The organism is Megalodesulfovibrio paquesii (genome assembly GCF_054653055.1).
Map to the genome: position 1 here is coordinate 634,058 of NZ_BAAIGQ010000004.1, position 25,429 is coordinate 659,486.

Below are 25,429 nucleotides of genomic sequence, written 5' to 3' on the forward strand. Positions count from 1 at the left end.
GCCAGGGGAGCGGCGCGCCTGAGATGCCCGCCACACAAAAAATGAGCCGCCGGGAGAACCCCGGCGGCGAGTGGAGAAGGACTGCTCTGAGGAGTAAAATCTGCTGAGGTTTCGGGATAGAACTACTTGCCGGTTATCCGGCGGAACGAGGTGGCAGGTAGCCGCCTTGTGCGGCTCAGATCGCGTTGTCCTCGTTCACTCTAGTCTGTCGCGTTTTAGGGGACAATGTCCCAGGCGACCCGTTGGGCAACTCCGCTTGCCGTGTGTACGATGTTTTTCATTATTTCTTCGTACCCTCCGTTGCAGGTGCCGTTCATTGCCTCACACTAGCTAGTAGGCATCCCCGCTCCCTTGTAAAGGGGGGGAGCCAAAAAAAGTTACCGGGGTTCTGCAGGGATAAAACCCGCTGGTCGATGCTGGTATTTTGCCAGACGTTCTGCCGTGCGTTGCTGCTCCCTGGCCGACAACCGTCGTTTGCGCAACAGCACAGCCATGGCGTCCACGGCTCTCGGGGTTCGGCGCACCGTTTCTTCGGAAAGGCCCTGTTCCAGCAGAGACTGCCCCAGTTCACTATACCGCCAGTCCAGCCGCTCCAGGGCAAACCGCGCCTCAGTCCACCCCAGGTACCAATGCCAGTCGGTCACGTAGAGCCAGCTGTGTTCGTTAAATGCCCGCATGTGCGATGGATCCTGCCACGCGCCATACGACAGGTCATACGGCACCACCACATCCAGCACCCCGCCTTCCTGAAGCAGGGAAAGGCAGTTGGCGTAAAACACGTCCAGCTGCGGCAGGTGCTCCAACAAATCATGCGCCACGATGCGTTCGGCACAGCCGGGGGGCAGGCAGATGTTCCCGAAGCGCGACGTGGAAAAAACCGTCTCGACTGTCGCAGGAAACGGCCTGGCCAGATCGGCCACAATATCCGGCTGCCAGAACGGATTGATGTCCACATTCAGCCAGCGTTCCCGAAACAATTTGCCGCTGCCAAAGTTCATGGTCCAGCCGGAGCGAGGCATGGCGTGTTCTTCCTGCATTTGCCCAGGTTATCAGCCCATTCAGCAGGGCACAAGCAGTAGTCCGCCACCGTGCATGGCGCCTCTTGCAGAGTTGGGGGCATTCGGGCACCATACGAGGATGAGCGAATATCTGGATGGCATCGCTGAAGGCAGCTCTGTGGGCATCGTCGAGCGGCAGTATTTCCATGTTCCTTCCAGCGCCCTGCCCTTTCCTCTGGAGAGCGGCCAGCAGCTCGCCGAGGTGACCCTGGCCTACGAAACCTACGGCGCCCTCTCCCCGCAGCGCGAAAATGCCGTGCTCATCTGTCACGCTCTGACCGGCGACGCCCACGTGGCCGGCTATCACGATCCCGCCGCCGGGGGCAGCGGCAAACCCGGTTGGTGGGAACTCATGGTCGGCCCGGGCAAGCCCATCGACACCGACCGCTATTTCGTCATCTGTTCCAATGTCCTGGGCAGCTGCATGGGCTCCACCGGCCCGGCCAGTCCCAAACCCGACGGCACCGGACTGTATGGCCTGGAGTTTCCCGTGGTGACCATCGGGGACATGGTCCGGGCCCAGCACGCGCTGATGACGCACCTGGGCGTGCCGCGCCTGCTGGCCGTCATCGGTGGCTCCATGGGCGGCATGCAGGTGCTGGACTGGGCCTGCCGGTATCCGGAGCTGGTCTACGCCGCCATCCCCCTGGCCACCACGGCCCGCCATTCGGCCCTGAACATCGCCTTTCACGAAGTGGCCCGTCAGGCCATCATGGCCGATCCCAACTGGAACCGCGGCCGCTACACGCCCGACGCCAAGCCCGGCACCGGCCTGGCCGTGGCGCGCATGATCGGCCACATCACCTATCTTTCCGATGAAGCCATGCGCCGCAAGTTCGGCCGCCGGCTCCAGAACCGCGACGCCTTCAGCTTCGATTTCGACCTGGATCTGCCGGACTTTCAGGTGGAAAGCTACCTGCGCTACCAGGGCCGAAAATTTGTGGAACGTTTCGACGCCAACTCTTTTTTGTACATCACCAAGGCGGCGGACTACTTCGACCTGGCCACCCAGCACGGCGACGGCTCCCTGGCCGGAGCCATGAGCAAGGCCCGGGCGCGCTTTCTCGTGCTGAGCTTTTCCTCGGACTGGCTGTATCCCACCTACCGCTCCCGCGAGCTGGTGCAGGCCATGAAAAAGGCCGGCCGGGACGTCAGTTTCATGGAGATCGAGGCGGATTTCGGCCACGATGCCTTTTTGCTCAAGGATGACCGGCTGAGCGCACTCATCGCCAATTTTCTGGACCATTCCCACGCCAAGCTGCGCATGGAACGCGAGGCCGACCTGGGAGGGCGCCCCCATGCGCTTTGATCTGCAACAGATTGCCAGCTGGATTCCCGAAGGCGCCAGCGTGCTGGACCTTGGCTGCGGCTCGGGGGAACTGTTGTCCCACCTGCAAACGGAAAAAAGCGTGCGGGGCCAGGGGATTGAGCATGGGGAAGACAAGGTCGCCCAGTGCATCGGCCGGGGCCTGAGCGTGATTCAGGGCGACATCAATACGGAAATCCTCGACTACCCGGACCAGCGCTTCGACGTGGTTGTCCTCTCGCAAACCCTGCAGCAGGTGTACAAGCCGGCCCGGCTGATCAAGGAAATGCTCCGGGTGGGCCGGCAGGGCGTGGTCAGCTTCCCCAACTTCAGCCACTGGCGCATCCGGGTGCAGCTGCTCTTCACGGGCCAGGCCCCCCGCACCAGCGAACTGCCTTATGAATGGTGGAACACGCCGAACATCCGCGTCATCACCCTCAAAGACTTCCGCATGTTCTGCAAGGCCCACGACCTGCCAATCCTGGAAGAAGCCGCCATCGACACCGACTACCGCCAGCGCGAAGGCCATGTGCTCGCCAACTGGAAATCCTGGCGTGCCCGGTATGGCATCTTTCTCCTCGGCAGTCGCTGAGGATTCTTCGATGCTGCCCCTGCTGCCCCCGGGGGCAGCCCTTTTTAGTGGCACATTGCAGCCAGGACACACCGGATGCCCCCTCCGCTCCTGCGTGTGCGCGCTGGCGGGCAGAACGGCGCACTTTTTTTCACGGAGCCAAGGGTTTTTTACCCTGCACACCAATTGCGCCCGGGTCTGGAAGGCGTATATTCAGAATGCGGCCCTGTTCTTTGACTCCACCCCGGGGATCTCACACCACACCCCAGGGTTTGCCCCTATTCCGCCATATAACTACAAATTTTTGGTACTTCAAAATTTGTAGCTAAAGCCTCAAATTTTGATGCTGTCACCAAAGGGGCGACCTACAAAATTTGTAGCTTAAAATTTTAGCTTTTGATTTCAGCTGTTAAAAAAATCTCTGCGCCACTGACAGCTCTGGCACGGCGGTTGCTTTATCGGCAGCAACCGTGCGCAACACGGCAAGTTGAGAAGACCCTTTTCCACCATCTTGATATAGGAGTAAGACGATGCGTAACCAGCAAGGCTTCACCCTCATTGAAATCATCGCCGTCCTCGTCATCCTCGGCATCCTCGCCGCCGTGGCCATCCCCAAGTACAATGACCTGCAGGACACCGCCCGTCAGAAAGCCATGGACGGTGCCTATGCCGCTGCCAAATCCCAGATGACCATGGCCTTCTCCAAGGCTCTGCTCGACGCCAACGGTGTTGAATCCGCCATCACCTGGGCTGATGTCACCGGCTCCTGCGCCGACATCCAGGGCGACTACAATGGCCAGATCACCTGCACTGGCAACGGCGGCGGTATCTCTGTCACCATCGTCGACCCCAAGGACAGCTCTATCACCAAGACGTACCCTGCTGCTGACTTCGTCCTGGTTGCCCCGTAACCTTCCCCGGCATACGGACTCTTGGTCTACAAAGGGCTGCGGAATCTCCGCAGCCCTTTTTTTGCGTGCCTGTCTCTTCGCGCCGAAAGGACAGAGGGTGCCCGTTCCGCGTCTTCGCGCGGTGAGACGCGCCGGGCTCTCTTCCCTTCTCCGTTGATTTCAGTGTAATGTGCATGGTGAATCAACACAGGGAGGAAGGCCGGTGGGCAGGAACAGCAACATTCGAGTCAGGGAGCCGGGCGTCCGGAAGCCCGGGCACCCGACGGCGCTGCGACGGGTGGCTCCAGCGCTGGGGCTGATTGCAGCGCTGATACTGCTGGCGCTGGCTGTGCTTGGGTTGGGTGGCTGCGCCGGCCAGGGGCCTGCTGCCTCCGGCGGCGCACCGCGCGATACCAGTCCCGATTCCCGGGCGGCCCCTGCCCCGCAGTCCGTGCAAGTGCTGTTGGCCCTACCCCTGGGCAACGCCTATGCCACCTTTGCCAACCGGGTGGCCCTCGGCGCCCAGACCGCGGTGGCCCGTCTGGCCCGCAGCGGCGTGCGGGTGGATCTGCAGCTGGTGGACACGGCCCGGCCGGACTGGCTGAGCCAGGTCTCCGGCGCGCACCCGTCCGCTATCATCGGCGGCCCCATGCTGGCCCAGGATGTTCCGCTCATGCTCACCCTGCAGCCCCAGCGCGTCTTTTTCGCCATGCTGCCCGAGTTCCCGCCCGGGCTGCTGGTGGAAGGCCGGGACGCCTGGCGCTTCTTCACCAGCCCGGCGGACCACATTGAAACAGTGCTGACCGCGGCGCGGGATTCCTTTGGCATTCAGGATGTCGGCGTGCTCTACCCCCAGGAGGCCTTTGGCCAGCGGCGGGCGCAACTTTTTGACGAGATTGCCCGGTCCATGGGACTGCACGTCAAGGCGTCCACCAATTATGCGCCTGACGATCCGCTGCAGTGGAACAAACAGGTGGCCTCATTCCTGGAGCAGGGCTACGCAGCAACCACGCCCGGCTCCCGGCACCCTGGCATGGAGGCGGTGTTCCTGCCGGATGTGTGGTCCCAGGCGCAAATGCTGGCGCCGCTGTTTGGCTATTATCAGGAAGATCACATGTTGCTGCTGGGCTCTGCCCTGTGGGATCAGACCCTGGCCATGCGGCCCGAGGATGCGCAAGCCTTCCGGCTGGCCATTTTTCCCAGCGCCTGGTGGGACGCCAACCCCGCGCCGGAGGCCAGAGCCCTGGTGGCGGCCCTGGGGGGGGGCAAGGCAGACTACTGGCACGCCGTGGGCTATGACTTTGTCCGCTTTGCCAGCCACTTCGGGCCCATGCTCCCCGGGGTCAAGCCGGATCGGGATTTCCAGCAGATCAACCAACGGCTGCATGCCGCGCAGCAGATGCCCTGGAGCATGGCCCCCATCCGCTGGAATATTCGCGGCGTGGCCACGCAGCGGCTTTTCCTGTTTTCGCCCACGCCCTCAGGCCCCGAGCCTGCAAAACTTGAGGTGCTCAAGGCCCGCTTTGCCGAAGCCGCACGGAACTACCGCATCCGCATGAACGGCGCGCCGTGATGTTCCGTGCCCCGCTGGGGCTAGCGCTGCTGCAATGCGGCCATGATCTGTTTGAGGGCCGCGGCCTGGCTGCTTAACTGGGAGACGGCCTGATCGGCCTCGCGCATGCCTTGTGCGGTATCCTCGGAGATTTCGCTGACGTCTTCCATGGTCATGGACACAGCCTGCGACACCGTGGCCTGTTCCTGCCCAGCCTGGGCAATGTCCAGGACCTTGTTCGCCGTCTGGGACACGACAGCCACAATCTGCTCCAGGGTCTGCCCGGAGCTGGCTGCCAGGTGCGCCCCCTCTTCCACGGCCAACAGGGCATGGTGCGTGGCATCGCCCGTGCTGCGGGCGCTTTGCTGGATGGTCCGCACAGTCTGGTCCACTTCGCGGGTGGCGGCCATGGTTTTCTCGGCCAGTTTGCGCACTTCATCCGCCACCACGGCAAAACCGCGGCCCATGTCCCCGGCGCGGGCTGCTTCAATGGCCGCATTCAACGCCAGCAGGTTGGTCTGGTCGGCAATATCCTGAATCACGGTGATGATGCGGCCGATGTCCTGCGCCTGGGCACCCAGGGCGTTCATGGCCTGATCCAGGGTCTGCATCTGCCCCCGGATGCGGGTCATGGCCTCCACCGCCTCGCTTACGGTCCGGCGGCCCTCGTGGGCCTGGGTCTGGGCCTGGCTTGCGTCATCGGCCGCACCGGCGGCGTTGCGGGCCACTTCATTGCTCATGGACGCCATGCGGTCCAGCTGTTCGGCGGTTTCGGCAATGCGTTCGCGCTGATGCGCAGCTCCCTGCGAGGTGGCCCCCACCTGTTGGGAAAGCTGGACCGCGGCGTGGGCAATGGCGTCGGCAATGGTATTGGCCTGTTCGGCAGCGGTCAGGATGGTCTCGTTCTGATTGCGAATCTCCCGTTCCTGCTGCCTGATGGCCGTGAGATCATGGTAAATGGTGAAGGCGCCGATGAGTTTGCCATCCAAATCCTTGATGGGATTCGCATTCACCTGCAGCACCTTGCGATGCCCGCTTTTGGCCTGAATCTCCATCTCGCCCTGCAGGGTCCGGTCTTCCTCCATGGCCTGCACCGTGCGGATGCGCCGATGCGGGTCATTGTAAAAGAACACCCCGGCGTGCTGGCCGGAATAGCTGTCCGGTTCGCCTTGCTTTTCCAGAATATCGAGCAGCAGCTTGTTGGTGAAGGTGATGTTGCCTGCGGGATCAAGGGTCATGCAGGGCAGTGCGGCGGCAATGCCGGAGAGCACGCCCTGGGAAAAGCCGAGCCGGTCCTTGAGCCGGGCGACCATCTGCTCAATGGACCGCTGTACGCGCCCCAGCTCGCCGGGGTAAGCGCCCTCAAGCCGAGCGGAGAGGTCGCCTTCGGCCACCTGCGCGGCATAGACCTCGATGCGTTTCAGCGGCCGGACCACGGAATTGACCAATACCCAGACCACCAGCCCGGTCAGCAGGATGGCCGCGGCGGCGATGAGCAGCCCGGCATTGCGCAGGGTCACGTCCACGCCGTGGGTCATGTCCGATTCGGCAAGGCTGAAGCCGAAGGTCAGCTGCCAGGGCTCGTAATACCGCAGGAAGGCGACGCGAGGCTCTCCGGCTTCCTTGTACTCCACAAAACCGTCTTTGGTTTCCTTGAATCTCGACCAGTAGGCGGATGCCGCCAGGGAACCGCCTGCCCGTGACGGGTGACTCACCAGCTGGCCGTCCGCGTCGAACAGAAAGCTTTCGCCCTTGCCGCCGACATTCAGCGCCTGAATGGATTTTTCGAATTCCGGCGTGATGATGGGCCGGCTGGCCACCACCACGCCCAGGGTTTCCCCGTTGAAGCCAAGCAGCGGCGCATAGCCATTAAACAACAGGGCCCCGGCAATGGCTTCAACCTGATAGTAGCTTTCTCCCTTGGAGATGGCCTGCACCAAAGGGGAATCTTTGGAAATGATCCCACCCGCTCCGGGCTTGGATCCGGGCACTGTGCTGGACACGAGGACCAGGCCGCCGTCCAGGAACTGGTACAGGCTGACATGCCCGCCGACCACGTCGCGAATGGGACTGAGAATTTCCGCATTCCCCGTCAGGGTCACCGGTCCAAGATCAATGGAAGGCAATTCCACGGCCTGCTCGCGGCCATCCGCGTCCACAAGCCGCAGGGGATATGTATTCATCTTATTTAATGAAGGAAATCCCTTGGAATTCAGCTCGCGCAGCACAACGCCGGTATCTGTCCTGGCTTTTTCCTGCAGCAGCCGCTGTTGCATCTCCATCATGGATTCCACAGACTTGCCGAAGGAATGCAAGGAGGCACGCCCCAGCACCCCCAGCGAGTCACCAACCAGGGACTGGTTCATGGCCGTCATGGCCAGAATGACTACCGCCACCGTGGTCAGAATACCGCCGAGCAGTTTGGCTTTGAAGGAAACGCCGTGAAAACGGTGCATGACAACTCTTCCTTATTGGGTCAGCGCCTGCAGGAAGTGCAAAGGGCGCAATGACATCAATTAGGGAGATTGCCCATGCTTCGCGCCTTTTATGTGACGAAACAATGACGTTTCGTTGACACGCGCCCAGGGAGCGCGGCCGTCACACAAACGCCATGTGTCACAAGAAGTATTGTGATCATGCCACTCATAGCGAGTGTTGCTTGTGTGACGATTCCGTGAATGCTAGTTGCATGTAAACGTCTTACCGCGAGGTGCCCATGAAGCTGCATTGCCCTCGTTGCGAGTCCCTGCTGACGGTCCCTCCGGCTGCGCTGTCTGGTGCCGGCGCGTTTCGTTGTCCCCACTGCGCGACCGCACTGACGCGGGAAACGCCCGATGCCGCCCTGGTGGATTGCAGCTGCGGATTCCGCCGCGCGGTTGGATTGGAACACGCGCAGCGTAGCGCCGTGTGCCCTGTGTGCGGCAGGGTGGTGCAACTGGTGGCGTACAAGCTTCCCCGCACCGGGCCAACGCCGCCGTCACAGCCGGCGTCCGGCGAACGGCGCTGCACCGCGCGACACCAGGTGCGGGACCTGGCGGCCTATCTCGGCTGCCACGCAGGCGCCGTGCCTGTTCACAACATCAGCCCTGTTGGCATCTGCCTGGACCTTGATCAGAGTGAGGCCGAGCTCACGCAGGGGCAACTCCTTGTCCTGGAGTTGCTGTTTCGAAACGAATCACTCATGCGGCAGGTACGGGCCCGGGTGGTGCGTTGCGATTTTCTTTCCGCCGGCTGTATTTTTGTGCTGGATTCGGCAGACCAGAAGGCCAAGCTGCGCGAAGTGATCCGCGATTGTGTGACCAACCTGCGTCCCAGGGTGCGGGTTCAGGATCTTCTGCCGCCGTCATGAACAGCGCCAACGGCTACCGGAATCACTCCGGCGCGTTCCAGTGCCCGCAGTTGCTGCAGGAAAATCCCGGCACCTCCACGCTGCCATCACGGGCCTTGAAGCAATCCACCTCATTGGCATGGCTGCAGTTTTCGCAATACACCAGAGCCACATTGTGTTCGGGGTCGTATTCCACCTGTTCGCCCTTGAAGGGCAGGGTTTCGGTAAACGGCATGGCATCCTCCGGCGGTTACGCTGGTGAGCCCCGGACAGCCCGGGGAGTATTGCATTTCTAGCGCAGGACCGCGCCGGCCACAAGCCGGGGCGCGCAACTTTATGACCGGGCCAAGGTGAATACGGGAGCGCCATCTGTTCGGCATGGCCGAGGCGAAGGTTCCTCCCCGATGACGCAGGAGGGCAAGGTTCCGTGGTGACGAATTGTCTTGCATATGGCGGACTGCTGGCCAGGCTGCAGCGCAGCTTTGGGTTTGACAGGGTCGCTCCGGCGGTCATCGCCATTGCCACCTTTTCGGCCATTCATTGTCCCCAGCCGTTGCTGCCATTGCTGCAGCAGGCTTTTGGCCTGGAAAAAACCACTGCCTCCCTGGCCACCACGGCCACGCTGCTGCCGCTTGGCCTGGCCCCGCTGTTTTATGGGGTGCTCCTGCGGTCCTTTCCGGCACACCGTCTGCTGCTCTGGGGCATGGGTCTGCTGGCCGCAAGCACCGCGGCCCTGGGGCTGGCGCCCAGCTTCAGCGTCTTGCTGGTGCTGCGGGTGGTGCAGGGGCTCCTGGCTCCGGCCGTGCTCACCTCATTGATGACCCTGGTGGGCTCCAGCCTGCGCGGGCAGGAGCAGGACGTGATCTGCGAGCATTCCATCGGCCGGGCCATGGCCGTGTATGTGGCGGCCACCATTTTCGGGGGCTTCTTCGGACGGTTTCTGGCCGGCACCGTGGCGTCAGTCTGGGGGTGGCGCTGGGGATTGGCCGCGGTCTCGCTGTTGAGTGTCTGCGCCTGGCTGGTAGCGCTGGGCATTCCACGCAGCCAACGGGGAGGCTTCGCCAGACTGGAACTGACCGCCCTGCTGGAAGTGCTGCGGCTGCCGGGATTTCTGCGGCTTTACGCTTTTATTTTCGTGGAATTTTTCATCTTTACGGCCCTGCTCAACCTGTTGCCCTTCCGCATTGGGGCCATTGCCACCACGAGCGGGGGGGACTCGCCGTTTCGGGTGGCCGTGCTGTACGCCGGGTATCTTATCGGCATTTTCATTTCCCTGGCCGCCCCCTGGACGGTGGCGCGGCTTGGCGGGGAACACCGTGCCCTGTTCCTGGGAGGAACGATTCTCCTGGCCAGCGTGCCGATGTTCCTGGCGCCGTCTTATGCCGTGGCCTTTCTGGCCATGGTGGTCCTGTGCATCGGCATGTTTCAGGTGCATTCCGTATTGCCCGGCTGGCTGAACGAGCGGGGCTGCCAGCAGCGCAGCGTGGTGAACGGGTTGTACCTCTCCTTTTATTATGTGGGCGGGGCGGCAGGATCCTTGCTGCCTGCAGTGCTGTACCGGCATACGGACTGGACCTGGACCATCGCGGCCCTGGCGGGGATGCAGCTGGCCGGCCTGGCCTGCTGCCTCCCCGTTTCCCGCGGTCGCTAGCCAGAGAGGTGTCGGCCCGAACGTTATGGGGCTTGACCTGGAGGGATTCCTGCTATAATGAGATCACTCCGAACACTTCATCCCTGCATTCGGCATTTATCGACTGCCGGCGCTTCGCCGGCGGTTGATTTTTTTTATCCACCTGCAGGCATTTCGAGGCGCATCCATGAGCAGCATCCCCATTTCCAAAGAAGGCTTCAAACGGCTGGAGCAGGAGCTGGAACAACTCAAGTCCGAACGTCCTGCCGTGATCCAGGCCATCAAGGAAGCCCGCGAGGAAGGCGACCTGCGGGAAAACGCCGGCTACGACGCCGCCCGTGAACGCCAAGGCATGATGGAAGCCCGGATTCGGTACATTGAGGGCCGCATGGCCACGGCCAACGTCATCGACCTGAAAACTGTTTTCAGTGAAAAAGTGACCTTTGGGGCCACGGTGGAAATCGAGGACGTGGATACGGGCGATACCAAGGTGTACACCATCCTTGGCCCGGATGAAGCCGAACCCTCCAAGGGGTCCATCTCCATCCTCTCCCCCGTGGCCCAGGCGCTGATGGGCAAGGAGGAAGGCGACGAAGTGACTGTGGAAGCGCCCAAGGGGCGCATCCAATACGAAATCGTCACCATCAAATATCTCGGTGGCGCCCACGGGCTCAATTAGTCTGCATCCCTGAAGCAAGGCGCTGGAACCAACGTCTTGCTTCAGAGAGGACCGTCCAATGCCGGCGGTGCGCCTACCCGGGCGCGCTGCCGGCATCTCTGCACCCATTGTCCGTTGCGGATAATCCACTTCCGCCATCCGGCTCGCCGGAGCATGCCACCCTGCTCAAGATGGGGACGCGATGTCTTCGGGGATGCCGAAGGTGATGCAAAAATACACGGTAGTGCCCACGCGGGGCTCGCTTTCCACGGCAATGTTCCCGCCCATGCGCTGCACCAGATATTTGCACATGGCCAGCCCCAGGCCAGCGCCCTGGTAAGCCCGGGTCAGGCCGCTGCTGCCCTGGGTGAATGGTAAAAACAGCTGCGGCAACATGTCGTCCGGTATGCCGATCCCTGTATCCGTGACACTGAACAGCACGCGGCACTCCCCTGTGCTGCGCGGCGGCAACGGGTATGCTTCCACCGTCACCTGGCCGGCCTGGGTGAACTTCAAGGCGTTGCCCGCAATGCTGGTCAGCACCTGCTGCAGCCGCACCCCGTCTCCGAGCAGCACCTGCGGGATATCCTCCGCCAGGGTCACCCGGAACGCAATTCCTTTCTGCCGGGCCACGGGCATGAACAGGTCCTGCAGCCGCATCAGCTCCTCTTGCAGCGACAGCGGCGCGTGATGAATCTGCAGGGTGCCTGCTTCCACATAGGTCATGTCCAGAACGTCGGAGAGCAATCGTGTCAGCCGCTTGCAGGAGTGCAGCGCCACGTCAACCTGCTCGTGCTGCTCCCGGCTCAAAGGAGATCCCTGCAACAGCTGCAGCATGCCCATCACCCCGTTCAGCGGGGTACGAAATTCGTGGCTCATATTGGCCAGAAACTGTGATTTGACCCGGCTGGCTGCCTCTGCCGCCTCTTTGGCCTCCTGTAGCGCCTGTTCGCGGTGTTTGCGTTCGGTGCTATCCCGGATGATGGCCAGTACAAGTTTTTCACCTTGCACCACGGTGCCGCTGGCGCTCACTTCCACATCCAGCAGGAATCCATCCTTGCGCCGGTGCTGGGTCTCAAACATGGCTTTGGTCTGCTGCAGATCGCCGAAGCGCAGACGGATATCGGCTTCGGTCATGGTGGCTTCATAGTCCCAGGTGTACAGGCCCACCATTTCGTCCGGACCATAGCCGAGCATCTCCGCGAACTTTCGGTTCACCTCCACCAGCCTGTGTTCCTGGTTGATGATGGCAATACCGTCGTTGCTCTGGTCCATGAGCACTCTGCGGCGGTGAATCTCTGCGGCAAGGGCGTCTGCCTCGGAGGCCTCGGGGGCATCCTCCCTCGCAAGACGAGCGTGGCGGCGGGTAACCCATACGACCACACCGGCGCCCAGCAGCCCCCCGGCTGCGGCAGCCAGCACCAGCAAGGGGGCGATGACGCTGGCAACTCCCGGGAGCGCTGCATGCCCGGATGCCTGCACTCCGCTTGAGGCAGAGCACAGCCAGAGCACGTCTATGGCCGCCGTCAGACGCTGCATCCATCCTCCTTGCACACCAGGTCAGCGATGGCGCAATTCAACCTGCTCCGGCAGTATTCAGCAAAGCGTTCTTGGCTGTCTAGCAAAATAATGCGCCGGCAGGCCATGGCGGGCCTGCCGGCAGACTATGCCCGGTCGCCAGGGAGGCTCCGGGCTATGGCTGGGAGAAACACTGCACTGCAAACTCCCGCACCGTTTCCCGAACAAGCGTCAGGTGTGTGAACAGGCAGACATGCTCGCCGCCTGGGATGCCCTGCAGCATGGCCCGGGGCGCCTGCGTGGCCACCCGCTGCCCATGGCTGAAAGGGACCACCGTATCGGCCGTGCCATGGACTCCCAGAACCGGCACGGCCAGTCCCGCTACCGGGATATCCTCCATGGTGGCGAACGCGGCCGTGTCCCGGATGGTGCCGGGCAATCGATGGGGAAACTCGTGATAGATGCTGGCGAACAACTCCTGCAGCATGGCCCCGGCCTCGGGATCCGCCAGGGTGCGTTCCCGAACGGCGGCGTCGTGGATGGATTTCGAGGCAGTCTGGCCCGGATGGCGCCTGGCCCTGCGCCGCAGCAGCGCCGGCAAGCCAGGGACATGGGCCATGAGCCGGAACAGGGGCAACATGCGTCGGACCCTGGCCGGCGGTTCCAGGCGCCCAGTGCAAGCCGAAACCAGCACCACCCCTGCGCAACGTTCCGGGTGCTGCAGGGCAAACCCCAGAGCCGCCGGGCCGCCGGCAGAAACGGCCAGCACCAGCGCCCGCTCCAGCTGCAGCGCGTCCAGTACGGCGGCGCAGCAATCGCCCTGGATCAGATACTCCGGCTGTACGGCCCGCACGGCAGGCAAGGGCGTGCCGGGATAGCCAGGACGGGACACTGCCAGCACCCGCACCCCTTGCTCCCGGCAAAATGCCTCGCCAAGGGCCGCCCTGGTCAGCAGCCAGCTTTGATCCCAGCCCCCCATCCCGCCATGCAGGGCCAGCAGCACCGGCCCTGTTGCGGATTGAGGATTGCTGTCCAGCAGCGCCACCATGCCCCTTCGTGTGTGTATGCGAATGGGAGCCAGCCCCTGCACGACGCGTGACCGGGCCTTGCTCCCCTTGAGAGAACAATGCATGAAGATCCACCTCCTCACAGGCAGATGTGGAATACGGAGAGCCTGACGAACGATGCCGGGGTCAGGCCTGGCGGCGCAGGCCCAGATGGCGGATCAACGCCAGAGCCTCGGGCGGGGGGCGACGTTCCAGCCGTCGGTACACCCGGCAGTCCGGCGTTCGGGTGACGAGGTGGGAATCAAACAGCAGCCGCCGCAACAGGGCATGGTCGCCAAAACAGTGCAGGGACAGGAGCACCGCATTGAGCTGGGCCTCCGACATGGGCTGGCCTGCGGGCAGGGCGGCCCAGAGCGCCCACAGGCACAGCTGCTGGTGACTGGCCTTGCCGGGCCAGCGGGTCAGCCGGCCCTGGGCGTCAAAATGCCGGGCCACGCGGGCCACCTGCAGATGATCCACAGGCGCAGGGGAAGGGGGTGGCGAGGGCGGCTGCTCCAGCCAGCCCCTGGCCTCCTGCTGGGCTCGAAAATGCTGGAAGTTCTTGTATCCTGCCGAACGCACGAGCATGTTCAGGAGCTGGAGATGGCTTGGGGCATGCTCGCATTCGGCCAGGGCGCGGTTCAGATTCCGGGCCAGGGCCGAGACATCTTGCGTCTCAAAAGGAACGGGGATTCTGGACATCACTCATCCTCCTAGCGTGGGAACGCAGGGTCGTGCCGCTTCCGGGGAGGAATGTCGGTGGTCGCTGTCTTACGACGTGGCACAGGACAAGTGTGTGAGTCGATAAGGAAATGGCAGGTTTAGCACCCCCTTGCGGGGCAGCGACGCCTTGGTGAACTGCCGACCTGGAAACTATTTACATCGCCTGTGCGCATTAATCAACCTCTTCTATGCTGTGTGCTATTTCCATTTTCCTTCATATACTTCAACTAACTAATTTTCTTGTGAAATATTCTGCCAAAATCCATTTTTTTGGTGCCAAATATTGATAGAGCAGATGTAATCAGGCTTGCACTGTCCCGCAATGCGGTTATGTCTGGTGGGACATATGCTCCAAGATGCCATGCCTTGCGACGGTCAGCCGTCTCCCCCTCCCACACCGCCCAACGGGCAGTCGCTGACGTTGCGCCTGCGGTTGTGGCTGGAGAGCACCGATGGCGTTGGATTTGGGATTGGCCGGCTGCAGTTGTTGCAGGCGACGGAGCGTAGCGGCTCGCTCAAGGCGGCTGCCAAAGAGATGAGCATGTCCTACCGGGCTGCCTGGGGCAAAATCAAGCGCACGGAAGAAGTGCTGGGGTTCCCGTTGCTGGAAAAGCATGGCGGGGAAAAGTCCGGCTACCAGGTAACCCCCGCCGGAAGAGCCTTTCTGCAAGCTTACGTGGAGTGGTTCGCCGCCGTGGAAGCCTATGCCCAGGCCAAGGCCGAAGCCTTGTTCAAAGCGCCCATCATCCCGTACGGGCAGGCTGGATCGAGCCGGGGAAAAAGTGGCGGTGTTTAATTTAACATATGGGCATCAATGACATAATCATTGTCACGCCTCCTTGGACGTGGTAACCTATGGTGGGGTCGTATCATCTCCGCCACGAAAGGGATAAACCAAGGAGACGTTCATGCACATTCATCGCAGAGACTTCCTCAAGCTCGCCGGGGCCACGGTCGCGGCGAGCGGGCTGGCCAGTCTCGGCCAGCTTTCACTGGGGGTGAAGCCGGTTCACGCCTTCACCGCCACCCTGAAGATCCAGGGAGCGAAAGAGATTTACACCGTTTGCCCGTTCTGCTCGGTGAGCTGCGGGATTGTCGGCTATGTGAAGGACGGCCAGCTTGTTTCCACCGAAGGCGACGCCGACCATCCTGTGAACGCCGGCTCCCTGTGTGCCAAGGGCGCGGCCATGCTGACCATGACCACGTCCCACCACCGGCTGCAGAAGCCCATGTACCGGGCTCCCTTCTCCGACAAGTGGGAGGAAAAGGACTGGGACTGGACCCTCAAGCGCATCGCCCAGCTGGTCAAGGAAACCCGCGACCGCGACTTCATGGAGAAGAACGCCAAGGGCGAGACGGTCAACCGCTGCGAATCCATGATCTTCATGGGCACCTCGCACGCTGCCAACGAAGAATGCGCCATCATCCATCAAGCCACCCGCGGCCTGGGCATCGTGCATAACGACCACCAGGCCCGTATTTGACACAGCGCCTCAGTTGCGGCTCTGGCAGAGTCGCTCGGACGCGGTGCAATGACGAACCACTGGACTGACATTCAGAATGCAGACCAGATCCTGATCATCGGCTCCAACGCAGCGGAGCACCACCCCATCTCCTTCCGGTTCGTGATGGAAGCCAAGGCGCGCGGCGCCACGGTCATCCACGTCGACCCGAAATTCTCCCGCACCTCGGCGCGGTGTCATTACCATGCCCATCTGCGCTCCGGCACGGACATCGCCTTCATGGGCGGCATGGTCAATTACATCATCGAGAAGGAAAAGTACTTCAAGGAATACGTCCTGCAGTACACGGACGCCCCGGTCATCGTCGACAAGGACTATGACTTCAAGGACGGCATCTTCTCCGGATTCGACCCCAAAAAGCGCAGCTACGACCGCTCCAAGTGGCGCTACGACCTGGATGAAGCAAAGGTGCCCAAGCTGGACATGACCCTCAAGGACCCGCAGTGCGTCTTCCAGATCATGAAGAAGCACTACTCGCGCTACACTTTGAAGAACGTCTCCAGCGTCACCGGCATTCCCGAAGACATGCTGGAGAAGATCTACGCCTCGTTCTCCACCAGCGGCACGGCGGACAAGGCCGGCACCATCATGTACGCCCTGGGCTGGACCCAGCACACCGTGGGCGTGCAGAACATCCGGAGCTCCTGCCTGGTGCAGCTGCTCCTGGGCAACATCGGCATTGCCGGCGGCGGCATCAACGCCCTGCGCGGCGAACCTAACGTCCAGGGCTCCACGGACCATACCCTGCTCTATCACCTGCTGCCCGGCTACCACTCCATGCCGCGCTCCGACTGGGCCACCCTGGCCGACTACATGAAGGCCAACACCCCGGTCACCCACGATCCCAAGAGCGTGAACTGGTGGCAGCACCGGCCCAAGTACGTGGTCAGCCTGCTCAAGGCCTGGTTTGGCGAAAAGGGTACCAAGGAAAACGACTTCGGCTACAACTGGCTGCCCAAGCTTGATCCAGGCCAGGACTGCAGCTACCTCTACATCTTCGACCGCATTTACCACGGCAAGATCAAGGGTGGCTTCATCTTCGGCCTGAACCCCATGAACAGCGTGCCCAACACCAACAAGATCCGCAAGGGGTTGGACAATCTGGACTGGCTGGTGACCGCCGAACTGCACCACTCCGAAACCACGGACAACTGGCGCAGGCCCGGTGCGGATCCCAAGAAGATCAAGACCGAATGCTTCCTCCTGCCCTCGGCCCACCGCCTGGAAAAGCCCGGTTCCGTGACCAACTCCGGCCGCATGGCCCAGTGGCACTACCAAGTGGTCAAGCCCCAGGGCGAGGCCAAGAACTTCGGCGAAATGACCGTGGACATCTTCAATGAAGTCCGCAAGCTGTACAAGGAACAGGGCGGCAAGTTCCCCGAGCCCATCCTGAACATGGTCTGGCCCGAAACGTTCGACGCCGACCAGCTCGTGAAGGAAAACAACGGCTACTTCACCGTGGAATCCAAGGTGGGCGAAAAGACCTACCAGCCCGGCCAGATGGTCCCCGGCTTCCCCAACCTGAAGGACGACGGCTCCACCGCCTGCCGCAACTGGCTCTACTGCGGCAGCATCACCGAAGAAGCCGGCAACCTGATCAAGCGGCGCGACCTGAACCAGACCGACATGCAGGCCAAGATCGCCCTGTACCCCAACTGGGGCTACGCCTGGCCCATGAACCGCCGGATCATCTACAACCGCGCCTCCGTGGATCCCCAGGGCAAGCCCTGGAACCCGGACAAGGCGGTCATCGAATGGAAGGACGGCAAGTGGATTGGCGACGTGCCCGATGGCGGCTATCCTCCGTTTGCCGACGAAAAGGGCAAGCATCCCTTCATCATGACCACCCAGGGCCGCGGCGCCTTCTTCGGCCCCGGCCGCATGGACGGCCCCTGGCCCGAACACTACGAGCCGGTGGAAACACCCATCGACAAACACCCGTTCTCCAAGCAGCTCTCCAGCCCGGTCTACAAGTTCGTGGAAGGCAACCTGGATCCCATGGCCAAGCCCGCGGATCCCAAGTACCCCATCGTGCTGACCACCTACAGTCTGACTGAACACTGGTGCGGCGGCGGCGAAACCCGCAATATCCCCAACCTCTTGGAAACCGAACCGCAGCTCTATGTGGAAATGTCCCACGAGCTGGCCAAGGAAAAGGGCATCAAGAACGGGGACGGTGTCATCATCGAGAGCATCCGCGGCAAGGTCGAGGCCATCGCCATGGTCACCGTGCGCATGCGCCCCTTGAAGGTGAATGGCAAAACGCAGCACCTCATCGGCATGCCCTTCGCCTTCGGCTGGACCACTCCGGGCACCGGGGACTCCACAAACCGGCTGACGCCGAGCGTGGGCGACCCCAACACGTCCATTCCCGAGTTCAAGGCATGTTGCGTCAATGTGCGCAAGGCTGACAAACTGACGGAAATCGCGGTCTAGCACAGAAGGAGCACATCATGCCCAAGGCTATCCTCGTCGATACCTCCCGCTGCACCGCCTGTCGCGGTTGCCAGCTGGCTTGCAAGGAATGGCAGGGCCTGGAAGCGAACGCCACCAAGCAGCGCGGCACGCACCAGAACCCCCCGGATCTGAACCCCAACAACTACAAACTCGTCCGCTTCAGCGAACGCCTGGACGACCAGGGCCGCATCCGCTGGAACTTCTTCCCGGATCAGTGCCGTCACTGCGTGTTCCCGCCCTGCAAGGCCACGGCGGACATGAGTGTGGAAGACGCCATCATCCAGGACGAAGCCACCGGCGCTGTGGTCTTCACGGAAAAAACCAAGGAACTGAGCAAGGAAGACGCCGAGTCCGTGCGGGAATCCTGCCCGTACGATATCCCGCGGCGCAACGACGAAACCGGCCTGCTCACCAAGTGCACCATGTGCTTCGACCGGCTTTCCGCCGGCCTGATCCCCATGTGCGTCAAGAGCTGCCCCACGGGCACCATGAACTTTGGTGAACGCGAGGAAATGCTCAAGCTGGCCCAGGAACGCCTGGCCGCGGCCAAAAAGGACTTCCCCGAGGCCCGGCTGGCGGATCCCGATGACGTGAACGTCATCTTCCTGCTCATTGACGAACCCAAAAACTACCACACCCATGCCGTGGCAGAGGCCGAATCCCCGCGCATGGACCGCACTCGTTTCCTGGCCAAGACCACCAATCCCTTGCGCCGGGCGCTGCAGAACCTGATCTCGTAACCATTCCTTCAACAATCAACCCTCGTCCCGCCGCCGGGCCCCGCACACACCCATCCATACTGGGGCCCGGCGGCACCTTGCGAGACACCGTTCCCGTCCCTGCTCGCTATCCGGACGGCCAACAGAAAAAGGACACGCCATGCACGTACCCGGAGAACTCGCCCGCCAGCTGGAACGCCTGCGCACCCAACGCCCGTATCTGCAAACGGTGCTGCCCGGTCTGGAAGACGTGTGTGAAACCGCCGCCTCTGCGGCTGCGGAGTTTGCCGCGGCCATGCCGGAGCTGCCGTCCCGTCTGGTCACCCGGGATCCTGACCTGCCGCTGCTTGACGACGACGCCGTGCAGAACCTCGCCCCCTGGCTGCGCGAAAGCACCGAGCGCATGGCCGCTTCCGTGACCGCGCTGTACGGGACCGCAGCCGTGACGGAGTGGTTGTTGGGCGAATCCTCCCGTCCGGCCGAGGCCGCTCTGGCCATGCTGCATTTTGACGGCCCCTCGCTGGTGCGGATGGCCCAGGAAGCCGGCGTTCCGGTCAATCTGTTTGCCCTGGCCGTGCGCGACTGCGTCGCCCCGGTGTTCATGGCCCTGGGCACCCGCCTTGCCGCCATGCGCGCCCAGGAACTGCAGGGCAAGGGCTGGTGCCCGGTTTGCGGGCAAAACCCCTGCCTCGCCACCCTGGGCAAAGCAAATTTCGACACCTCGTTCCTGGCCTCCAGCGGTGGCCAGCGGGAGCTGCACTGCTCCTTGTGCGACACGTCCTGGCGCGTGCGCAAAGGGCTCTGCCCGGCCTGCGGCGTGGAGCACGGCAGTGAGGAACATCCCGAGGGCAAACGCATCCTCAACGTCGAAAATGTCCGGCGTGAACGGCTGGAATGGTGCAGCGCCTGCACCAGCTACATCCCCTGCCTGGACCTGCGTGAACTGGATACCCCGCCGGCCACGCCTGTCGCCCTGTTCAGCCTGATGCATCTTGATGTCGCGGCCCAGGAACAGGGCCTGACGCCAGTCACCCCGACGTTGTTCAATATGCTGGCCCGGATGGAACACGACAAGCCCACTGAGAGCCTGGCCCATGAAACCTTGTCCTGAGGGTGCCCCGACCATCCCTGAGGATCCCGCGGCCTCCTGTGCATCCCGGATGGCGGTGGATGCCGCATGCCCTGAGCGTAGCTCTGTATCGCCGGGCCGCAGCTCTGTGACTCCGGGCCGCCCTGGGCAACAGCTGCCCGTGGGCAAGGTGTATGCCCCGGCCAACCAGCACCGGCCTGAGTTCGTCATCCTGGAAGACATGGTGGCCGCCGAAGCCTGCCTGGAAATCGAGGTGGATGGCGTGTTGCGCGGCAGCACCATGCGCACGCCCGGCCGGCAGGAGACGGATCTGGATCTGGTGCTTGGCTTTTGCTTTTCGGAAGGCCTGATCCGCAGGCGTCAAGATGTCATTGCCTACGCCTTTCAGGAACAGGACGAGTTCTTCACCCGCTGCCGTGTGGAGCTGACGCATGGGGCGCGGGATTCCCTGCTCCTGCGGCAAGCCCCGCGCAGGGAAGACTCCCTGCGCCCCCTGGGGCTGGCGGTGGGATCGCCCCCCTGTTGCATCCTCATGCCCGGCCCGCCTGTCCCGGCCACCCGGTTCGCGCCGGAAACGCTCTTTACCGCCAAGGCCAACATGGAGCTGCGGCAGGGCCTCTTCAAGGCCACCGGCGCCACCCATTGCAGCGCCCTCTTTGACCAGGATGGCGATATCCTGGCCTTTGCCGAGGACATCGGCCGGCACAACGCCCTGGACAAGGCCATCGGCATGGCCCTGCGGCAGGAAACCCTGCGCCATGCCCGCGGCGTGGTCATGTCCTCGCGGCTTTCCTACGAACTGGTTCGCAAAACGGCCATGGCCGGCCTGCCCATGCTGGCTGGTATCTCCAACGCCTCTTCCATGGCTGTGCATCTGGCCCGGCGCTGGGGCCTGACCCTGGTGGGCCGCCTGCGCCCGCCGCGCATGAACATTTACGCCCACCCGGGGCGCATCGAACTGCCTGAGGGGTAATGCTGAGCTGATGCCCCTGAGCTGATGCCCCTGAGCTGATGCCCCTGAGCTGATGGCTGTTGACCGAAGCCAACCTCGGCCACCCGCCACCCAGCCGATACCCCCACCAGGACAACGGCTTCTGCAACACACACACCCCGGCGCAGAGACGCCTTCAGATTCCTTCCGCCGGCCCTTCCGCCATATTGCCTGTTGATTCCACAGGATGCTCCTGCCGCACACTTCTGGGCGTGGCCCCCGCGCTGCGCCCGCTGAAGCACGCCAGCCTTCGCCAATCGGCCTGCGGCCACAGCATCAGATCAATTCACGCACCGGAAAAGATGAATTCGCTTGACGCTCCGCATCCGCCTGCTATAAATGGCCACCTCGCTTGGTAATGGTTTTCATTTTCACTTTCATCTTGTGCGTGGAAGCAGCCGGATCCGAGCCCCATGGGGTGCGTTCCCAAGGCTGCAGCGTGAGCGCCGGCCTGCAGGCAGATGGGCCAGGATCGGCGGATCGCGTGGAGAAACACTGTATCCTGAAGAGGTTGTTCAATGGCTAGGATTCGACAGATTGCAGGTTGTGCGATGGCGCTCGTTCTGTTGGCCGCAACCGCCGCCCATGCGCATGACATGTGGCTCGAAAAACGCGGCACCAAGGTGGAATTGTTCTACGGCCACCCCGGCAAGACAGATCCCTACCCCGTTTCCCGCATCACCGCCATGAAGGGCATTACGGAAAACGGGTGGGCAGTCACCCTGCCTCCTGTGGAGCACAAAGGCACTGCCCATGCCCTCCTGAACGACAACTTCTCCATGCTCACCGTCGAGTTTGACAACAAGTACTGGTATAATACCAAGGAAGATGGCTGGCGGAATTTCCTCATTCCGCAGGAAATCCGCGGCACCATCATTGAGGAAGGCGAATCCTACAAGCTGGCGAAGGAAATCGTCACCTGGCAGCCATTCATGGCCAAGCCCATCGGCCAGCGCGCGGAAATCGTCCCGCTCAAGGATCCCTCCACCTTGAAGGAAGGAGACATCCTTCCCGTCATGCTCTGCTTTGAAGGCAAGCCCATGCCCGCCAAGGGGGCCAGAATCTCCACTTCCGCAAAACATGATGTGGAGGATCCGGAACTCATCAGCCCCGCAAATCCCGAGCTGATCGAGGTGAAGGTCGGCCCTGCAGGCCGCCAAATGATCATCGGCAAATATGAGCGCGCAGTCAGCGAAACCCGCAAAGTCTGGTTTGCCTTCTCCCTGACCTTCACCACCCAGAAGTAGAAACACTGCACGATCTGGCTGCCGGCAGGCCATGCCGGCAGCCTTTTGACCCATCTGGAGCACAGCACATGGCAGTGAAGAAATCCCTGATGTTGTTCGGCGGCCTCCTGGGATGCGCCTTTTTCCTGGCCGCAACGCTCGCGCAAGGGCCAGCCCCGGCCCATGCCCACAGCGCCCTCTGCGCCTGTGTGGACAACGGCAATGGCACCATCACCTGCGAAGGCGGATTTTCCGACGGCGCCTCCGCCACGGGAGTGCGGGTCTTTGTGCGCGACAACAGCGACACCACCCTGCATCGCGGCGAAATGGACGCCCTCAGCACCTTCACGTTCCCCAAGCCGGAGGGTGAATACACCGTGATCTTCGACGCCGGCCCCGGACACCAAGTGGAGGTGCAGAGCCGATCCATCACCCCGTAACGACACGTCGATCGCCGTGTCTGCGTGACGCCCCGTCGCGCAGGCACGGCCCGGGAACGTCGGCAGCCCCGGCGCCCGGCTAAAAGGTGAACACCTTTGCTTCCGCAGCCAGATCGATCAGTGTCACCCCCGTACTGATGCGGAACCCTTGCGGCAGATCGTCCTCGCCGATCAGCCGCGCCTCGGCGCAGGGCTTGCACACCAGGATCGGCACCTGCTTTTCCTGCAGCAGGCGAAGATACGGCAGGCACTCGTCGCCCGTAGGGGCCTTGACGCGCTCCACCAGGCCCAGATGGCAGAGCTGCACGGCGTCGTCCACCAGAAACACCGTGACCTCATGCCCCTTTTCGGCAGCGATTTTGGCGAACTGGAAGCACCGGACGCATCGGGTGGGGTCTTCCGCCCCTCGGCTCAGCACGAACAGAAAGCGGGCCATGCCATACTCCTTGTTTTGATTCCTGCAACAAATCAGGCTGTTGCCCTATAATCACCTAGTAAAATGAATCCAAATGGTCAAGGCGTTTCGGTGGTCTTTCTCAGTTGACAGTTGCTCAAATTTCGGGCAATGAACTTCTTTCTTGGGCAATTAGCTCAGTTGGATAGAGCGTTGGCCTCCGGAGCCAAAGGCCACAGGTTCGAATCCTGTATTGCCCACCATATTTCAGCAGGTTACAGACTCGCTCTGTAACCTGCTTTTCTTTTGATCCATATCGATTAGTGACGGCGCTGCGCCCTCACCCCCAGCTCGCCGCGCTGCTGCACGCGGGTCCTGGAATCGTCCGCCCAGGCCGCGCCCGGGTCAGGCACAGCTACACCATTCCCATCATGTGCAGACGCACGGCCAGACGCATGCACGTTCTCCTTGCAGGTAATCGAATGTATTATTGAAGCGACTCACCGTGTTCGGATGGCTGAGGCGCCGGACTCTTCCTGCTCGTCCACGGCCCGGCATGGCGGCGTCAGCCCGGCATCGGCCAGCAGACGGCGCAACACGGCCACACGCGACCTGGGCCGGCAACGCCTGCCGGGGCACCGCGCACGCGGTTGCCCGTTTCTTGACGAGAGGTCCGGGCCGGCTTACACGAAGCGCTTACCAATTCCGCCCGGGAACCGCCGAGGAGAGTGCCGTGCCGCAGCGCCCGCTTCTGACCCGAACCGAATATGCGCTTCGCGCCCAGGTCATGAAAGCCCTGGGGCATCCCACGCGGCTGTTCATGGTGGATGAGCTCTCCCGCGGGGAACGCTGCGTGGCCGAACTGACGGAAATGGTCGGCGCAGACATGTCCACGGTGTCCAAGCACCTGACGGTGCTCAAAGACGCCGGCCTGGTGGCGGATGACAAACGCGGGGTGCAGGTGTTCTACCGGCTGAAAACCCCGTGCGTGATCACCTTCTTCGAGTGCATCGACGCCGTGCTCCGGGCCCGGTGATCCGCTTGGCGAATCGCAGTCCGTTACGCTGATCCCTCTGCTCCTCTCTCCAGGCCACTTCCAGGCCATATTGAAGCCAGGCTTGGGCACGCGCGCTGCTTGCCAGGGCGCCGCCCGCCCCTGCTGCGCGGGCTTGGGCCGGCTCCGCCCCGTCGCGCACTTCCAGCCAAACCCCAGCGCGAACCTGATCGTACGCACCAACATCACAATTTCCGTTGACAGGAGATTGCCTCTTGGCTAGTCTCCACATTAGTTCAATACATAAAACTTAGTTCAATACAATGAACCAACAATAAAGGCAGACCATGCGGCACCACGGGGAATCCACAGCCAAGGCACTGCGACTGGCAGTTTGGCCATATGCCTTGCAGGCATCGCTTGCTTGCCACTCTCTTTTTTGTTCTGTATATTGAACTCAGTTCAAAACACAGAACAAGGAGTCTGCTTCATGGATGATCCGAAACACACAGACCAAGTGCCGGCCCTTGCCCGGGCGCTCGCCATTCTGGACTTCGTCGGGCACAAGCCCGGCGCCACCTTCACCCTCATCCACACCGGGCTGGGGTTGCCCAAGAGCAGCGTGCACATGCTGCTCAAGACCCTGGTGGCGCAGGGCATTCTGCGCATTTCCACCGATGGCGGGTACACCCTGGGGCTGCGGCTCTTCGAGCTCGGCGCCCTGGCGGTCAGCCGGCTGGATGTGCGCAAGGAGGCCCTCCCCCTGATGCAGCGTCTGGTGGAAAAAGTCCAGCTCACCTGCCACCTGGGTATCCTGGAGGGAATGGAAAGCGTCTATCTGGCCAAGGTGGAATGCAAACAGGCCGTCATCGTCAACTCCTGGGAAGGCAAACGCGTTTCCCTGAGCACCTCGGCCCTGGGAAAAAGCCTGTTGCTGGGCGCCACCCCGCAGTTGTTCGAGGAGATTGTCCAGGCCATGCCCCTGACCATCCGCACCCCAAATTCCATTTCCAGCCGCGAGGCCTTTGCGGCCCATCTTCAGGAAGCGCGGCGCAAGGGCTGGACCATTGACGATGAAGAGGACGTGCCCGGCATTCGCTGTGTGGGCGCGCCGGTCTTCGGGCTGGAGGGGCAGCCGGTTTCCCTGAGCGTGTCCGGCCCCACCAACCAGGTGCCCTATCACAGACTGGAGGAACTCGCTGCCAGCGTCATGGAGACAGCCCGGCAGCTTTCGCATCTTTTCGGCGTGCGCAGCGCCCCACAGGGGGGCGCATGATGCATTGCCCTGGCCTTTTGCTCACCGCACGACCCACGC

Annotated in this window: 23 protein-coding genes and 1 tRNA gene; 17 read left to right on the forward strand and 7 right to left on the reverse strand. The window is 62.4% G+C overall.

Annotated features, from left to right (window positions below; all coding sequences use genetic code 11):
• Window positions 1-377: 377 nt before the first annotated feature.
• Window positions 378-1,019 carry a class I SAM-dependent methyltransferase gene (locus ACYQ00_RS05415; RefSeq protein ID WP_460031145.1) on the reverse strand — a complete coding sequence of 214 codons (642 nt, stop codon included), beginning with the start codon at window positions 1,017-1,019 and terminating at the stop codon, window positions 378-380.
• A gap of 118 nt (window positions 1,020-1,137) precedes the next feature.
• On the opposite strand from ACYQ00_RS05415, the gene metX reads away from it, so the two are divergent.
• From metX to ACYQ00_RS05435, 4 genes are all read left to right on the forward strand, one after another.
• Complete coding sequence (gene metX, locus ACYQ00_RS05420; RefSeq protein WP_460031146.1) at window positions 1,138-2,367, forward strand: homoserine O-acetyltransferase MetX; 1,230 nt, start codon at window positions 1,138-1,140, stop codon at window positions 2,365-2,367.
• The gene (metW, locus tag ACYQ00_RS05425) at window positions 2,357-2,956 is read left to right on the forward strand and encodes a methionine biosynthesis protein MetW (protein ID WP_460031147.1); all 600 of its coding nucleotides are present in this window, start codon (window positions 2,357-2,359) and stop codon (window positions 2,954-2,956) included. Before metX ends, metW begins: the two co-directional genes overlap by 11 nt.
• 509 nt (window positions 2,957-3,465) lie before the next feature.
• On the forward strand, window positions 3,466-3,846 hold the full coding sequence (locus ACYQ00_RS05430; protein ID WP_460031148.1) for a pilin: 381 nt from the start codon (window positions 3,466-3,468) through the stop codon (window positions 3,844-3,846).
• Window positions 3,847-4,123: 277 nt separating this feature from the next.
• Complete coding sequence (locus ACYQ00_RS05435) at window positions 4,124-5,398, forward strand: type 1 periplasmic-binding domain-containing protein (RefSeq protein ID WP_460031149.1); 1,275 nt, start codon at window positions 4,124-4,126, stop codon at window positions 5,396-5,398.
• Window positions 5,399-5,418: 20 nt separating this feature from the next.
• Here the strand turns inward: ACYQ00_RS05435 and ACYQ00_RS05440 are convergent, their stop codons facing one another.
• Window positions 5,419-7,833: a methyl-accepting chemotaxis protein gene (locus ACYQ00_RS05440; RefSeq protein ID WP_460031150.1), complete on the reverse strand. Its 2,415-nt coding sequence runs from the start codon at window positions 7,831-7,833 to the stop codon at window positions 5,419-5,421.
• A 260-nt stretch (window positions 7,834-8,093) separates the two neighbouring features.
• Between ACYQ00_RS05440 and ACYQ00_RS05445 the strand changes: the two genes are divergently transcribed.
• The gene (locus tag ACYQ00_RS05445; protein WP_460031151.1) at window positions 8,094-8,726 is read left to right on the forward strand and encodes a PilZ domain-containing protein; all 633 of its coding nucleotides are present in this window, start codon (window positions 8,094-8,096) and stop codon (window positions 8,724-8,726) included.
• Window positions 8,727-8,748: 22 nt separating this feature from the next.
• Here the strand turns inward: ACYQ00_RS05445 and ACYQ00_RS05450 are convergent, their stop codons facing one another.
• On the reverse strand, window positions 8,749-8,940 hold the full coding sequence (locus tag ACYQ00_RS05450) for a hypothetical protein (protein WP_460031152.1): 192 nt from the start codon (window positions 8,938-8,940) through the stop codon (window positions 8,749-8,751).
• 195 nt (window positions 8,941-9,135) lie between these two features.
• Here ACYQ00_RS05450 and ACYQ00_RS05455 point away from each other — a divergent pair, with 195 nt between their 5' ends.
• Together ACYQ00_RS05455 and greA are read left to right on the forward strand one after the other, a co-directional pair.
• Window positions 9,136-10,356 carry an MFS transporter gene (locus ACYQ00_RS05455; RefSeq protein ID WP_460031153.1) on the forward strand — a complete coding sequence of 407 codons (1,221 nt, stop codon included), beginning with the start codon at window positions 9,136-9,138 and terminating at the stop codon, window positions 10,354-10,356.
• A 166-nt stretch (window positions 10,357-10,522) separates the two neighbouring features.
• Window positions 10,523-11,014 (forward strand): transcription elongation factor GreA, encoded by a 492-nt coding sequence (gene greA, locus ACYQ00_RS05460; RefSeq protein WP_460031154.1) that lies wholly within the window; start codon window positions 10,523-10,525, stop codon window positions 11,012-11,014.
• Between the two features lie 165 nt (window positions 11,015-11,179).
• Here greA and ACYQ00_RS05465 read toward each other — a convergent pair whose 3' ends face one another.
• From ACYQ00_RS05465 to ACYQ00_RS05475, 3 genes are all read right to left on the reverse strand, one after another.
• Window positions 11,180-12,532 carry a PAS domain-containing sensor histidine kinase gene (locus ACYQ00_RS05465; RefSeq protein ID WP_460031155.1) on the reverse strand — a complete coding sequence of 451 codons (1,353 nt, stop codon included), beginning with the start codon at window positions 12,530-12,532 and terminating at the stop codon, window positions 11,180-11,182.
• A 154-nt stretch (window positions 12,533-12,686) separates the two neighbouring features.
• Complete coding sequence (locus tag ACYQ00_RS05470) at window positions 12,687-13,559, reverse strand: alpha/beta fold hydrolase (RefSeq protein ID WP_460031156.1); 873 nt, start codon at window positions 13,557-13,559, stop codon at window positions 12,687-12,689.
• Between the two features lie 145 nt (window positions 13,560-13,704).
• The gene (locus tag ACYQ00_RS05475; RefSeq protein ID WP_460031157.1) at window positions 13,705-14,259 is read right to left on the reverse strand and encodes a DUF2087 domain-containing protein; all 555 of its coding nucleotides are present in this window, start codon (window positions 14,257-14,259) and stop codon (window positions 13,705-13,707) included.
• A gap of 367 nt (window positions 14,260-14,626) precedes the next feature.
• Here ACYQ00_RS05475 and ACYQ00_RS05480 point away from each other — a divergent pair, with 367 nt between their 5' ends.
• The 7 genes from ACYQ00_RS05480 to ACYQ00_RS05510 all read left to right on the forward strand — a co-directional run bounded on the left by ACYQ00_RS05480 (window position 14,627) and on the right by ACYQ00_RS05510 (window position 22,726).
• Window positions 14,627-15,076, forward strand: coding sequence for a winged helix-turn-helix domain-containing protein (locus ACYQ00_RS05480; protein WP_460031158.1), 450 nt, complete (start codon window positions 14,627-14,629; stop codon window positions 15,074-15,076).
• A 112-nt stretch (window positions 15,077-15,188) separates the two neighbouring features.
• On the forward strand, window positions 15,189-18,239 hold the full coding sequence (gene fdnG, locus ACYQ00_RS05485; protein ID WP_460031159.1) for a formate dehydrogenase-N subunit alpha: 3,051 nt from the start codon (window positions 15,189-15,191) through the stop codon (window positions 18,237-18,239).
• Window positions 18,240-18,256: 17 nt separating this feature from the next.
• Complete coding sequence (locus tag ACYQ00_RS05490; protein WP_460031160.1) at window positions 18,257-19,000, forward strand: 4Fe-4S dicluster domain-containing protein; 744 nt, start codon at window positions 18,257-18,259, stop codon at window positions 18,998-19,000.
• A gap of 139 nt (window positions 19,001-19,139) precedes the next feature.
• Entirely contained in the window at window positions 19,140-20,090 is a 951-nt protein-coding gene (locus ACYQ00_RS05495) for a formate dehydrogenase accessory protein FdhE (RefSeq protein WP_460031161.1), read from the forward strand.
• A 106-nt stretch (window positions 20,091-20,196) separates the two neighbouring features.
• Window positions 20,197-21,042 (forward strand): formate dehydrogenase accessory sulfurtransferase FdhD, encoded by an 846-nt coding sequence (locus tag ACYQ00_RS05500; protein ID WP_460031162.1) that lies wholly within the window; start codon window positions 20,197-20,199, stop codon window positions 21,040-21,042.
• A gap of 569 nt (window positions 21,043-21,611) precedes the next feature.
• Window positions 21,612-22,307: a DUF4198 domain-containing protein gene (locus ACYQ00_RS05505; RefSeq protein WP_460031163.1), complete on the forward strand. Its 696-nt coding sequence runs from the start codon at window positions 21,612-21,614 to the stop codon at window positions 22,305-22,307.
• A 68-nt stretch (window positions 22,308-22,375) separates the two neighbouring features.
• Window positions 22,376-22,726, forward strand: coding sequence for a hypothetical protein (locus ACYQ00_RS05510; RefSeq protein WP_460031164.1), 351 nt, complete (start codon window positions 22,376-22,378; stop codon window positions 22,724-22,726).
• 79 nt (window positions 22,727-22,805) lie between these two features.
• Here the strand turns inward: ACYQ00_RS05510 and ACYQ00_RS05515 are convergent, their stop codons facing one another.
• Window positions 22,806-23,162 (reverse strand): DsrE family protein, encoded by a 357-nt coding sequence (locus ACYQ00_RS05515; protein WP_460031165.1) that lies wholly within the window; start codon window positions 23,160-23,162, stop codon window positions 22,806-22,808.
• Window positions 23,163-23,306: 144 nt separating this feature from the next.
• On the opposite strand from ACYQ00_RS05515, the gene ACYQ00_RS05520 reads away from it, so the two are divergent.
• From ACYQ00_RS05520 to ACYQ00_RS05530, 3 genes are all read left to right on the forward strand, one after another.
• Window positions 23,307-23,383, forward strand: a tRNA-Arg gene (locus ACYQ00_RS05520).
• 524 nt (window positions 23,384-23,907) lie between these two features.
• Window positions 23,908-24,156, forward strand: a complete 249-nt coding sequence (locus ACYQ00_RS05525) for an ArsR/SmtB family transcription factor (RefSeq protein WP_460031331.1) — start codon at window positions 23,908-23,910, stop codon at window positions 24,154-24,156.
• 448 nt (window positions 24,157-24,604) lie between these two features.
• On the forward strand, window positions 24,605-25,390 hold the full coding sequence (locus ACYQ00_RS05530; protein ID WP_460031166.1) for an IclR family transcriptional regulator: 786 nt from the start codon (window positions 24,605-24,607) through the stop codon (window positions 25,388-25,390).
• The last annotated feature ends 39 nt before the right edge of the window (window positions 25,391-25,429 follow it).